We start from the raw sequence: 13103 nt of genomic DNA on the forward strand, positions 1-13103 counted from the left end.
GGTGAAACATTGCGCCAAAGGAGGACTCAATGAAATATTGCTTGCTGTGCTTGGCTATCGTTTTGACCGGTTGCCAGACGAATGACAAACCGGCGAGTTGTAAAGGACCTATTTTCCCGCTGAATGTGGGACGATGGCAACCTGCGCCGTCAGATCTTCACCCGGGTATGGCGGATGGACAGCATGAAAGGGTCTGACTATGCGCTGCTGGTAGGGCGGGAAAAGCTGGCCGAGCACTACAAGGAAGTGGAGGCTTTTCAAACCGCACGTGCGAAATCGGCGCGACGTCTCTCCAGAGTGGCTGCGGTTGTCGCAGCCGTCGCAACCTTGGGCAATGTCGCTCAAGCGTTCACGATTGCCACAATGGTACCGCTGACAAGGCTTGTGCCGGTGTATCTGTGGATCCGGCCGGACGGCACAGTGGACAGCGAGGTATCCGTCTCGCGCTTGCCTGCCACCCAGGAAAAAGCCGTCGTCAACGCCTCATTGTGGGAGTATGTCCGGATGCGCGAGAGTTACACCGCTGATACTGCCCAGTACGCCTATGATCTGGTCTCGAACTTCAGCGCCCCGGCGGTGCGCCAGGATTACCAGCAGTTCTTCAATTATCCCAATCCAGGTTCACCTCAGGTCGTCGTCGGAAAACGCGGCAGGCTGGAGGTTGAGCACATTGCTTCGAACGATGTAGCGCCGGGTGTGCAGGAAATTCGCTACAAACGGACCCTCGTCATCGACAGCAAAATGCCGGTGGTGAGTACGTGGACCGCAACAATTCACTACGAAAAGGTGAACAGCCTGCCCGGCAGATTAAGGCTTACCAATCCGGGAGGTTTGGTCATCACATCATACCAGACATCCGAAGATACCGTTTCCAACGCGGGCGCCGGCGAACCATGAAAAAAAAAGAGCTTCTCACCTTGGCATGTCTGCTGTTTGCCGCGACCGGCGTGATGGCCGAAGAAACGCCAACGCCAGGCAGACTGGACCCGCGTATGCGTTATCTGGCCTACAATCCCGATCAGGTGGTACACCTGTCGACGGCGGTTGGAGCCACTCTGGTTGTTTCGTTCGCAGCCAACGAAACGGTGACGGCAGTGGCCGTTTCCAACAGCAAGACTCTCGCGGCACTTCCACGCGGAAACTATCTGTTCTTCAAAGCCAGTCAGGTTCTGCCGCCCGAGCCGGTGGTGGTGCTGACCGCAAGCGATGCCGGGATGCGGCGCTATGTCTTCAGCATCTCTTCCAGTACGCTGGCACATCTCGATAAGGAACAGCCTGATCTCTACTACAGCGTACAATTCGCCTATCCTGCCGATGAAGCGGCGGCCCGCCGAAAGGAGGCGCAGGACAAGGCAGCCGCAGACCGCTTGCGTGGGGAAGCGCAGTATCAACGCAGGGCGGCAGATTTGCTGGATCAGCCCGCCACAACAGGGGCCACCGGAGACAGGAACTGGCACTACGTGGCCCAGGGTGATCGTTCGCTGTTGCCGCTCGAAGTATTCGATAACGGATTTACAACTGTATTCCGCTTTCCCGGCAATGTTCGCATACCCTCCATCTACACGATTGATCCTGACGGCAAGGAAGCGGTTGCGAACTATTCAGTCAAGGGGAGCTATGTCGAGATTTCTTCAGTTTCTAGTGGTTGGCGGCTGAGAGATGGTAACACCGTTTTGTGTGTCTGGAATACTGCCTACGATCCTGTTGGCCGAAGGCCGGATACGGGTACGGTCAGGCCGGATGTGAAGCGCGTGCTGATGGAGGAGAGAGGGTGATCGGGGATGATCAGCAACCGTCCCACGATATCGATGCCGGCGGATCCCTTGTCTCCGGCACACATCACCAGCGACTTTCGGGACCCCGCAAGCTGATCGTTGCAGGTCTTGTTCTTGTGCTTTCACTTGGTCTCATCTGGCTCGGCGGGCGACAGAAGAAGGCGGATGCAAACCCGCCACCGTCTCCCATGATCTCCACGAACACGCAGCCGTTTCATCCGGCACCAATCGAGATTTCACCCGATGCCCCGCCGGCCGAGAGAGCCGTCCAGTTGCCTGCTCCGGAACCAGCACGCAGTGAGCCGCAGCCGGCGGAAACACCGATCTTCGCGTATACCGGTGGCGATGACCGCCCCGGTCATGGCGCCACCGGCCGGCAAGATGACAAGGACGAAGAGCGGACGCCGCCGAACGGTGAGGTGTCTGCAGGAAGCGATGTTTCGATACGCATGAAGCCCACCGAACTCCAGCCCAGCAAGGCAACGCTGTTGCCCCACCCGGATTTCATGATAACCCAGGGAACGATCATCCCGTGCATCCTGCAAACGGCAATCGACACGAATTTGGCTGGCTATGTAAAATGCGTATTGCCCAGGGATGTTCGCGGCACGACCAACAATGTTGTGCTACTTGATCGTGGTACCACAGTCGTCGGCGAAATCCAGCGTGGTCTGCAACAAGGAGATGCGCGGGTATTTGTTCTTTGGGACCGCGCGGAGACGCCCAATCATGCCATGATTTCGCTTTCATCGCCCGGCACGGATGAACTCGGCCGCTCGGGATTGCCGGGCACCGTCGATAACCACTTCTGGCAGCGCTTTGGCGGCGCCATGCTCCTTAGTGTCGTTCAAGGGGCATTCCAGGCAGCGAGCACCTATGCCGGCAGCTCGGACGGCGGAACGAGCTTCAACAGTATCCAGAACAACGGTGAACAAACGGCGGATACTGCTCTCAAGGCAACCATCAACATACCGCCGACCCTGAGGAAAAATCAGGGCGATACGGTCTCGATTTTCGTGGCTCGTGACCTTGATTTCTCCGACATTTACCAGCTTCGCGTGACGGGTGGCGCGACCCGATACCGGCAGCACCGCCGCTGACAAAGCCAACTTTTTCGCTCACAGAACGGGATGTGATACAATGGAGGTCAATACGCAGCTGCGATTTCTTCTCAATCCGGTTTTGGAATGGCTCGACGACCCGAGGACCGAAGAGGTTGCGATAAATCGACCTGGCGAGGCATTTCTGCGCCAGGGCGGCATCTTCACCAAAATGTCCCTGCCTCTGTCATACAACGATCTCGAAGATATCGCCATTCTGGCAGGCGCATTGAGAAAGCAGGATGTCGGACCACGAAATCCCCTTTGCGCCACTGAACTTCCGGGTGGTGAGCGGCTGCAAATTTGCCTGCCGCCCGCTGTCCTGGCGGGCACTGTGAGCTTGACGATTCGACGGCCAGCTTCCCATGTTTCCGGTCTCAACGGGGTTACGGACCGTTACGATGTTTCAAGATGGAACCAGTGGGAGAGGCGAAAAAGGCGCCGGGATCAACAGGATGAAACTATCCTCAGGCACTACGACAGCGGCGATCTGGAGGCATTTCTGCATGCATGCGTCGTGGGTCGGTTGACGATGCTGCTTTGCGGCCCAACCGGGAGCGGCAAGACGACGATGAGCAAGACTCTGATCAGTGCAATCCCGCCGCAGGAACGGCTGATCACAATCGAGGATACCCTCGAACTCGTCATTCCACATGAGAACCACGTCCGGCTGCTCTATGCAAAAAATGCGGGCGGACCGGACGCTGTAACCGCCGAGCACCTGCTGCAGGCCAGTCTGCGCATGCGGCCGGACCGGATTCTTCTCGGAGAGATGCGTGACGACGCGGCATGGGCCTATCTGAGTGAAGTCGTCTCAGGGCATCCGGGATCGATTTCCACCATACACGGCGCCAATCCTGTTCAGGGGTTCAAGAAACTGTTTTCACTGGTGAAAAGCAGCTCGCAGGGCGCTGGCCTGGAAGATAGAACACTGATCGACATGCTTTCGAGCGCGATTGATGTCATCATACCCTTTCGAGCCTACGGCGACATTTACGAGGTGGAAGAAATCTGGCTCGCCGCTGATGCGCGCCGTCGGGGAGAGGCGATTGGCGATCTTCTGGATCAGCACTAGATGTTGCTCAACTTTCAAGCAGGCGAGATATGTATCGGGTTATGTTTGTAACAAATCATTTTTATGCACGCTCAGCCTCAGCCGCTGGGATCCTGGAATGAAAGGTGAACGGTTGAAACACGTTCTTGTCATTGATGACGACCTCGCGATGCGGCATCTTATCGTCGAATGTCTCACGGTTCATGCCTTGAAGGTGACTGCCGTAGCCGACAGCCAGCAGTTTAACCGCGTCCTCTCATCCGAGACCGTCGATGTTGTGGTCGTTGATCTCAATCTGGGACGTGAGGATGGGCTTGAAATCGTCCGCACGCTAGCAACAAAATCAGACGTTCCGATCATAATCATCAGCGGAGATCGCCTGGAAGAAGCGGACAAGGTCTTGGCTCTCGAACTCGGAGCCACCGATTTTATCGCAAAACCCTTCGGAACGCGGGAGTTTCTGGCACGGATCCGCGTTGCCTTGCGTGTGCGTCCGACCGTCGCGCGCACCAAGGATCGGCGCACATTCTATTTCGACGGCTGGACACTTAATCTCAGACAACGCCGTTTGACTTCGGAAGGCGGCGCCGAGGTCAAGCTCACTGCAGGTGAGTTCAACCTTCTGGTCGCATTCCTCGAGAAACCGCGCGATGTGTTATCCCGCGAGCAGCTTCTGATTGCGAGCCGGGTGCGCGAAGAGGAGGTATATGACCGAAGCATCGACGTCCTCATCCTGAGGCTTCGCCGCAAGCTCGAGCAAGATGCGGCGAACCCTCGGCTGATCAAGACTGCAAGAGGTGCCGGCTACTTCTTCGATATTGATGTGAATGTTTCCTACGGAGGAGTGATGGCTGCCTGATCTGGCGTAGCAGCCATCCGGCGGTTCGATCCCGAACCAATTTTTCCCGCGTCCGGCAGGTGCTCGAATTGTTCGGGCATCTCACGTCCTCCGGCCGCGTCCCGGTGCCTTCGCCGCGTCAAAGAATGAAGCAAGCGCGGCGGTGGCGAGTTTAAGGCCAAACGCGCGCGAAGTCTCCAGTCCGGATGGATCGAAGTGATCGCGTGCGATTTTCAGCGCCGATACGGGGAGCATGCGGGATGTCTGAACAATGACGCGTTTTTCGGAAGTTTCCTGAGGGATTGGATAGCTTTGGGAAGCCTTGCTAAACGATCCGTCCATCAGCATGGTTACGAAATCGTCGAGCGCACGACGCAGTATCATCTGCAGAGACTTGGAAGCGCTGTATTGCAGGATCAGACTGTCATATATTTCTGATACTCCAGGCGCGGGCGGCCGCGCTGAAAGAAAAACCTGGACCTTTTCCGGCGCCGTGCTCGAATTGAGCGCATCCACAGTTCTTATCGATTGCGATTCGGGGCCGGAACGCTTGGCAAGAGCAGATGTCGTTCGTCGCTCTTCATGGCCGGCTCTTTGGGGCAACCGTGGCGCGGCTGCATCCCGGGAGAAATGTTGCAGGTCCGGATGAATAATCCCGGGTCGAGCTGCAGCAAGCCGCTTCGCTTCGTCGACGGACAGGGCCGGTTTGCGGATACCCATCTTCAACCCTCCAGGGCGTCGCCAATCAATTTTGAGATGACCACGAGTTCCTCCATCGCAATCCTGATATTCCGCTCAAGCAGACGCATCGTTGAATCAGCTCTCATGTTCAACAATGTGAGATGCAACATGCCGCGTTCCTTCATTGCGGCAAAGGCATCCCTCTCGTGCATGGGAGCCTGCACAACCGGGAGGCTCGCGAGCATGTCCGACATCGCGCGCTGCGATGTGGTCAATCGGCCGACCGGAACACGTTGTCGCAATACGGTTGTGGGAACTGCGAGGTTCTCGCTCAGCAACAGCTCGATAACGTAGCGGTAGGTCGACAATGCCTCGTCAATATCGAGCGGGGTCAACATTGTAGGGATCAGAAGCATGTTTGAGCTGGCAATGATGGTGTTGTTGAGTTCGCTCGATCCTCCATGCGTATCTGCCAACGCATAATCAAATCCCTGAAGCTCGGCGTCCTCATAGGCTGCCTCGAGAAGGGCCATCTCCTCGGCGGCGTAAACCTCGCAGCAAGGGTCCCAGGTCCCGCTGCGTATTGCATTTTCCTTCCACCTCGGCAGCGGCCGGTTCTCGTCGGCATCGAAGAGAGCCACCCGTTTGCCGTCGTTTGCAAGGGCAGCGCAAACACCCATGAGCGCAGTCGTTTTGCCTGCACCTCCTTTGAAGGAGCAAAATGTCAGAAGTTTCATTTTTTGTCCTGCCTGTGGTGTGACACTGAAATGGCGTCTGCCTGTTCGTATATTCCCGTGTTTCTTCGAGTATTCATGAGGGCATCTATTAATCGAATTTTATATTTCATTCCTGTTATATTGATCGCGAATGTAGCAATAGACGGCCGTTCCAGAAGTGTAATAGGCCTCGATCCGACAACGGTCAGCATGAATCGCACGCTTATGTCCGTGAGGCCAATACGGCGGTAGCTCGCCTCGTGCTGACGAGGACGGTACGCGCAATGTAAAGGGAGATTCCGGTCCTCCTCGCTCACTAGCCGCGAGCGCAAACGGCCAAGAGACGCCCGGCGCGGCCCGCTCCAGGCGGCTTGAACGACAAATCGTGCACGGCCCCATCCATCTCCATCCCTGCATGATCGATCGATGTTCAAGGAGATAGTAGGGACACCTCGATCCCAACTGGCATTTCAAGATGGCCAAGTGCATGTCCGCGGCAGACGTCCCAGAAACATTGGCTTGTGGCCTGGAGCGTGTGTCGACCAATATTCAGACCGCAACGCCCAAATTTTTCGACAGAACGAACTGAGGAGGGAGAACGGCGATTTCCCCACGACCATGTAGCACTTGTTCTAACTTGAACGGGAAAATCCCGGCAAGCGCGAGAGGTGAGCCGCTGCGTTTGCAAACTTTGCAACGGGGGGCACAATGCGACCACGCGAGATCCGCCATTCCTGGCAGTGCAGGCAAATCCCTTTGAAGGCTCGATCATCGACCGCGGAGGTCGAATGCGACTGACGAGATCGATGAATGGGCGGGGGAGCGCGCGGGTCTAAGAGCTGACCGAAAAAGAGTTGAGTGAAATCAGCCAGTTGTGATTCTGTTTGTTTGCTTAGGACAAACGGAGACCACAATGGGCTGGACTGATTTCACCCGTCGGCAATATGCCCGACGCGCAGTGCGGTATGCAAGCGATCTGACGGACCGGGAATGGGGATTGATCTCGCCTTGCCTGCCTGGACCGAGGCGGTTGGGCAGACCGCGCAGCACCGATCTTCGCGAGGTCGTGAATGCGCTGCTTTACATCGCCACGACGGGGTGCCAGTGGCGGATGATGCCCAGAGATTTTCCACCTTTTACAACTGTGCGGTCCTATTTCTATGAATGGCGAGCGACAGGGTTATGGGGCCGGATCAACCATCATCTTGTGATGGAGGCGCGTGACTTGGAAGGTCGGGAGGCCTCGCCGTCTGCGGGCGTGATCGACAGTCAAAGCGTGAAAATCACGGAACGTGGGGGAATTTCGGGCTATGACGCGGGCAAGAAGATCAAGGGACGCAAGCGTCATAGTGTCGTCGACACGCTCGGACTGATGGTCGGCCTCATCGTTCACAGCGCCGATATTCAGGATCGCGACGGCGCGCCTGCCGTCCTCAAAACCATCAGGCGCTGGCCGTGGCTGAGGCATATCTTCGCCGATGGTGTTTATGCCGGACCGAAGCTGAAGGGCGCACTGCAAAAGATCGCTGCGTTCACTCTCCAGATCGTCAAGCGGACCGATAAGGCCAAGGGGCCTCGAGGTTCTGCCGCGTCGCTGGGTCGTGGAGCGCACCTTCGCATGACTTGGCAGATGCCATATCCAGCGGCCTTAAAGTAGTTTGCGCATTCTGCCGCAGTGAAGCGAGGCATCAAGGCCCCGACCGCATCCCATAGAGCATCGATCTCTCGCTCGGCTCGGCCTCGCAACATGGCTTTCAGCTTCGAAAATGCGTTCTCGATTGGATTGAAGTCCGGGCTATAGGGCGGAAGGAACATGAGCTTGGCGCCGGCACGTTCGATGGCATCGCGGACACCGGCTATCTTGTGTGCAGCAGGGACTGCCAGGAATCCTGTGCGTGAGGCCATGATGATGGAAAGGAGAGAATCATCACATGGCTATCGACAAGGAACTTCTGGACCAGCTTTTGGCTGGCCGCGATCCGTCTGAGGTGTTCGGCAAGGATGGCTTGCTCGACGATCTGAGGAAGGCGCTTTCAGAGCGCATTCTCCATGCCGAGTTGGACGAGCATCTCGATGACGAACAGGCGGAGGGCAACGCCAATCGTCGCAACGGCTCTTCGAAGAAGACGGTGCTGACAGGTACGTCAAAGATGACGCTGTCGATCCCGCGCGATCGGGCCGGGACCTTTGATCCGAAGCTGATTGCGAAATACCAGCGTCGCTTCCCGGACTTTGATCACAAGATCATCTCGATGTATGCGCGCGGCATGACGGTGCGCGAGATCCAGGGTCATCTCGAAGAAATCTACGGTATCGAGGTGTCGCCGGATCTGATCTCTGCGGTCACCAATGCTGTTCTCGAGGAAGTTGGGGAATGGCAGAACCGGCCGCTCGAGCTTTGCTATCCGCTCGTGTTCTTCGATGCAATCCGGGTCAAGATCAGGGATGAGGGCTTCGTCCGCAACAAGGCCGTCTATATCGCGCTTGCCGTTCTGGCGGACGGCACCAAGGAAATCCTCGGCCTGTGGATTGAGCAGACGGAAGACGCGAAGTTCTGGCTGCGGGTGATGAACGAACTGAAGAACCGGGGCTGCCAGGACATCCTGATTGCCGTCGTCGACGGGCTGAAAGGCTTTCCAGAGGCGATCACCGCTGCTTTCCCGCAGACGATCGTCCAGACCTGCATCGTGCATCATCCGCCATTCGCTCGAATTCGTGTCATGGAAAGACCGAAAACCGGTTGTCCCGGCGCTGCGGGCAATCTACCGCGCCAAGGACGCCGAAGCCGGAATGAAGGCGCTAGAAGCGTTCGAAACCGGATACTGGGGTCAAAAATATCCTGCCATCGCTCAGAGCTGGCGACGCAATTGGGAACACGTCATTCCTTTCTTCGCCTTTCCCGAAAGCGTGCGTCGGATCATCTACACGACCAACGCCATCGAGGCGTTAAACTCCAAACTCCGGCGGGCAGTCCGCTCGCGGGGCCATTTCCCCAGTGACGATGCCGCCATGAAGCTGCTATATTTAGTTCTGAACCACGCGGCCGAAGACTGGAAACGTCCGCCTCGCGAATGGTTCGAGGCCAAAACCCAGTTCGCCGTCGTCTTTGGCGAACGGTTCTTCAACCAATGACGAACCGGCCTCACGCACAGAATTCCTGACAGTCCCGTGCAGGCAGGTTATCCATAATGACCACGTCTCTAATCCGGCTCAATCATCTGCTTGACCACCATCTGCGCGATCCGATCACTGACCGTCGGCACGCCCAAAACCCTTTCGCCTCCAGTCTTCTTTGGAATGGAGACGGCGCGCACCGGCGGCGGAAAGTAAGCCCCAGAAGACATCCGATTCCAGATCTTGTAGAGATTTCTCGGAAGGTCTTTGTCAAACATCTCCAGGGTCTCACCGTCCACCCGGCTGCACCACGGTTGGCTTTGACCGCTTTGTAAGCTTCGTACACTTGCCGCTTCTCAATCCGAAACGGCTTGTCTGTCGTACCTATCGAAGTCATCCTGTTTCCAGTTGTTCCAAACAATACGACCACCTGATCCGATCCCTTTGCTCCGGCCCCATTACAGGGCCCTCAACGCTCATACGGATCGGTCCGCCCCAGTCTCCTGCATCGGTACTCTCGCCTTACGGTTTCTCCGCTTGGGCTTCTCCCTTGGCATCAGGAGCCTGGTTCCTGCAGTTCCGGGTGAAAGCCTGTGTCCAACTCACGCCCCCTCTACGCCGATCGCCGCCCGCCCAATCATCAGGCACCCGGCGGACTCGTCCCAGGATGACGAAACAGTCCTGGTTTCGACGACGCTTATATTCATAACGGCGCGTCTTCGGAGGGTTCACTTTCGTTCGTCTTTCGGACACGCACCTGCTCGGATCTCGTCCGAACTTTTCATCCGGCGCTCACCACCACGGCTCTTTACCGCAGCAGCTCGGACTGGTTTGAGACCCGCTCCTGAAAGCCGATCCCGGAGGGCCATCCTCCATCATTCACGCAGCTTCACGTTACGGGGTTAGCTCATACTGAACTCCTTCCGTGCCTCTGAAGCACACTTTCGTCGATGAAGATCAGTTTCTCCGGATCGAGGTCCAATTGACCATCGAACCAGGCGCGCCGGCGCTTCAGGACGTCCGGTCGGTCCTGCTCCAGTGCGTGGGGGTCTTTTTTAAAGGTCCACCCACGGCCTCGGAGCCAGGCGCCAAGTGCGCTGCGGCTGATCTTCACCTGCCGCTCGACGGACAAGCGCTCAACCATCTCACCGAGCGTCACATCCCTACGCTCGTCGATCAACGCGACAACGAATTCCTCGTGTGCATCCACTGCCGAAGGTCGTCTCCAGCCCTGTGGCCGAGCAGTTAACTCACCCTCTTTCGCTCTTGCGATCCAGCGGATCGCTGTCGAAATCCCAACACCGAAACGAGCCGCAGCCTGCCGAGCCGACATGCCCGACGCAGACGCTTTCAAAACCCGTATTCGGAGATCATCACTCAGGGCCTGTCCCATCATCCACCTCTCCGCTGTGGATGTTGAATCAGCTTCGGTCGCTCTCGTCACCTCACAATCGATTCATCAATCGCAGGACATGCTCTAGCAAGAGTTTCAGATGAAGCGCGATAGTCGTTCAAAGACCGGGGCTCAAATGGTAGATTCCACACACATTCACTTCAATTCAGGAGGCAAAACTGTGTCCGAAGAGAGACTGCTGGCGCAGGAGCCTTGAAATTCAGAGCACGGCAAGAATGTTGATGCGGCTTACATCGCGCGCGGGGTTCCGATTGGAGCCGCTGTCTGCCGACAGTCAAGCTGAAAAGGCGGCAATTCGGCGAACTCAAAGTGCGAGTTGTTCTGAACGATCTTCGGCCGGGAACGTGTGATGTCGACCTTGCGTCGGAAGAGCCGATTGCGGCCCGGCTCCCCAGCAAAACGGCTCCAAGTCTGAGGAAAGGGTCGCGCTTAGCGCCCTGCAATCGCTCAGGCCGTTCAAGGCCGCGGAGATGGAGAACGTCGCAAGTTTTGCAGGAGAAACAACGACATGGCGATCATTAAACTAAATGCGAATAAAACCAGGCCCGTCTCCTTGCCTGAGGAGCCGCGAGAAATTCACACAGAAGCGTTCAGCATCAATCACCGCTCAAACGGTTTCACGAGTTTGGATCTCGAAATGATTGAACTGGAGAATTTTGTCCTCCGGTGCCCGCTGCCCGAAGAGAATCTCGCAGGAAGGATTTAAACGATGGATCCGAAAAGCGAAGACAATGGGGAAAATATCCCTGTGACTGGCGAGCGCGACTTCGAAAATGCTGTTGTCGTCGATCCCAAGCGTCAAAGGAAGGAAGCACTAGACTCAAGCACGACTCCTGATATCGAGATGACGGGTAGCCACGAAACTTTCGAGTTCGACATCCCCGGGACCCCAGCTCACACGGAAAATGTAAGCTCTCAGTTCGACGAGATGCTTAATTCCCAATCCAGTCATGATTCCCATAGCGTCCACGGCAATCAGTCCGAAGTGGACAATGAGTTATCCAGCCTGTTCGCCAATATGGTTTTGCCTGGCCATGATCGGCGTGCAGACGAGTATATTCTGGTGCGGCAAACTGGACCGGATGCGTTTGCCGGTACGTCTAAAGGTGATCTTGAGCATCTACCCACCAAAGCGGAATTCAACGCAAGCTGCCGCCTCTATAGGGACGGGGCCGGCAATTATTATCCCCCGCCTCTCGCATTTGAAAGAATTGACGTCCCGGCGGAATTAAGCGCGAGATGGCATAACCTTGAGCCAAAAGACCAGGATAAGGCGCGTTTTCAATACAAGTTGGAAGTCTGGAATCGTGCTCACGCAGAGATGGGCGTCACGGGTACGAATATATTCTATCAAACAGATAAGAACATAAAGCTCGATCAAAATTACAGATTGAGGCCTCAAGACAGGTACATACAAACGAAATATGGCCCCCGAGAGGTTCAGAAGCGCTACGAACACCAATTCCAGGCTGGCTCGCTTCTGCCTGATATTCTGATCAAGACCCCGGAAAATCATGTCCATCTAGTGTACAGGTCTGCCGGTGACAAGTTCGCCAATAAGTCCTTTGCGGAGTTCGAGCGGATAATAAAGACTAAGTATGGTAGTGACACCGAGATCAAGCTGAAATCGAAGTCGGGTATCATGCATGATTCCAGGTATCTGGAGTCATGGGAACGGGGAGCTGCGGATATCCGCTTCGCGGAATTCGCAGGAGAGAATCGAGCTCACAACAAAGCTTTGCCGCTTGCGACCATCAATATGGGAGGGCAGCCGGATGGGCAGGGAGGAACGACTCGCGATCGCTTCGTTAGCGTCGATTTCCTAATGCAACACGCCCCCAACTCGCCCTGGTCGCAAGCTTTGAAAAAGGGCGAGCAATGGGATCGCGTTCAAGTCCTTGCCCGCGATGGTAATCGCTATATGACCCCTGCCAGATTGGAATATTCCGATCCGGAGCATTTCGCTCAGGTGATGAATCGAGTTGGACTACCCCACTCGATGGGCCGACAAAGCTATGCGAATTCCATAAAATTTGAGCAGTTTGCCGGGCAGGCGGCAGTGATTGTTGCGAACGGCGCAGATCTACGTGACATTCGAGATCTTTCTTCGGAAAAGCTGCAACAACAGCTGACCGAGAACAACGTTCTCATTGCGGACCGAAATGAGAAAGGCCAGCGAACCGGTACCTACACGAGTGCTGCGGAATATAAGCGGCTCTTAATTAAGTTACCAGACGACGCGGCCCAATTGCTTCGCGAACCGACCGATAAATATTCGCGTGATTTTGTCCGTCCGGATCCCGTGGTACGGCCAATCGTTGATAGTCGCCGAAACTACGAAAATCGACAGCGTGGTCAAAGCATAAACGGGCTGTGACGTTCCGCCACTGCGGGAGCGATGAGACCTGTAC

The 13103-nt window shown here is 56.2% G+C and carries 10 protein-coding genes and 5 pseudogenes; 10 read left to right on the plus strand and 5 right to left on the minus strand.

Annotated features, from left to right (window positions below):
* Positions 1–29: 29 nt before the first annotated feature.
* From RHE_RS31950 to RHE_RS21355, 6 genes are all read left to right on the plus strand, one after another.
* Positions 30–197 (plus strand): type IV secretion system lipoprotein VirB7, encoded by a 168-nt coding sequence (locus tag RHE_RS31950; protein ID WP_011427352.1) that lies wholly within the window; start codon positions 30–32, stop codon positions 195–197.
* A complete protein-coding gene (locus RHE_RS21335; protein WP_042119589.1) occupies positions 184–897 on the plus strand; it encodes a type IV secretion system protein VirB8 in 714 nt (237 codons plus the stop codon). Before RHE_RS31950 ends, RHE_RS21335 begins: the two co-directional genes overlap by 14 nt.
* Complete coding sequence (virB9, locus tag RHE_RS21340; RefSeq protein ID WP_011427354.1) at positions 894–1775, plus strand: P-type conjugative transfer protein VirB9; 882 nt, start codon at positions 894–896, stop codon at positions 1773–1775. Before RHE_RS21335 ends, virB9 begins: the two co-directional genes overlap by 4 nt.
* A complete protein-coding gene (gene virB10, locus RHE_RS21345) occupies positions 1772–2875 on the plus strand; it encodes a type IV secretion system protein VirB10 (RefSeq protein WP_011427355.1) in 1104 nt (367 codons plus the stop codon). The genes virB9 and virB10 overlap by 4 nt, the downstream gene beginning before the upstream one ends.
* A gap of 40 nt (positions 2876–2915) precedes the next feature.
* On the plus strand, positions 2916–3950 hold the full coding sequence (gene virB11, locus RHE_RS21350) for a P-type DNA transfer ATPase VirB11 (RefSeq protein WP_011427356.1): 1035 nt from the start codon (positions 2916–2918) through the stop codon (positions 3948–3950).
* 97 nt (positions 3951–4047) lie between these two features.
* Positions 4048–4788, plus strand: coding sequence for a response regulator (locus tag RHE_RS21355; protein WP_011427357.1), 741 nt, complete (start codon positions 4048–4050; stop codon positions 4786–4788).
* An 81-nt stretch (positions 4789–4869) separates the two neighbouring features.
* Here RHE_RS21355 and RHE_RS21360 read toward each other — a convergent pair whose 3' ends face one another.
* Positions 4870–5487, minus strand: coding sequence for a conjugal transfer protein VirC2 (locus RHE_RS21360; RefSeq protein WP_011427358.1), 618 nt, complete (start codon positions 5485–5487; stop codon positions 4870–4872).
* Between the two features lie 2 nt (positions 5488–5489).
* Positions 5490–6185, minus strand: a complete 696-nt coding sequence (locus RHE_RS21365) for a conjugal transfer ATPase VirC1 (RefSeq protein ID WP_011427359.1) — start codon at positions 6183–6185, stop codon at positions 5490–5492.
* 892 nt (positions 6186–7077) lie between these two features.
* Here RHE_RS21365 and RHE_RS21370 point away from each other — a divergent pair.
* Positions 7078–7783: pseudogene (locus RHE_RS21370) on the plus strand (IS5 family transposase); the annotation flags it as partial.
* 16 nt (positions 7784–7799) lie between these two features.
* Here the strand turns inward: RHE_RS21370 and RHE_RS31960 are convergent.
* Positions 7800–8033, minus strand: a pseudogene (locus tag RHE_RS31960) (transposase); the annotation flags it as partial.
* Between the two features lie 62 nt (positions 8034–8095).
* Here RHE_RS31960 and RHE_RS21375 point away from each other — a divergent pair.
* Positions 8096–9296: pseudogene (locus RHE_RS21375) on the plus strand (IS256-like element ISRle12 family transposase).
* Positions 9297–9367: 71 nt separating this feature from the next.
* Here the strand turns inward: RHE_RS21375 and RHE_RS31965 are convergent.
* Both RHE_RS31965 and RHE_RS21385 read right to left on the minus strand, forming a co-directional pair.
* Positions 9368–9675, minus strand: a pseudogene (locus RHE_RS31965) (group II intron reverse transcriptase/maturase); the annotation flags it as partial.
* Positions 9676–10212: 537 nt separating this feature from the next.
* Positions 10213–10671: pseudogene (locus RHE_RS21385) on the minus strand (helix-turn-helix domain-containing protein); the annotation flags it as partial.
* Between the two features lie 529 nt (positions 10672–11200).
* Here RHE_RS21385 and virE1 point away from each other — a divergent pair.
* Positions 11201–11398, plus strand: coding sequence for a type IV secretion system effector chaperone VirE1 (gene virE1, locus RHE_RS21390; RefSeq protein ID WP_011427363.1), 198 nt, complete (start codon positions 11201–11203; stop codon positions 11396–11398).
* A gap of 3 nt (positions 11399–11401) precedes the next feature.
* Positions 11402–13069, plus strand: a complete 1668-nt coding sequence (locus RHE_RS21395) for a type IV secretion system single-stranded DNA binding effector VirE2 (RefSeq protein WP_011427364.1) — start codon at positions 11402–11404, stop codon at positions 13067–13069.
* Positions 13070–13103: the final 34 nt, after the last annotated feature.

This window comes from Rhizobium etli CFN 42, assembly GCF_000092045.1.
GTDB classification, from domain to species: Bacteria; Pseudomonadota; Alphaproteobacteria; order Rhizobiales; family Rhizobiaceae; genus Rhizobium; species Rhizobium etli.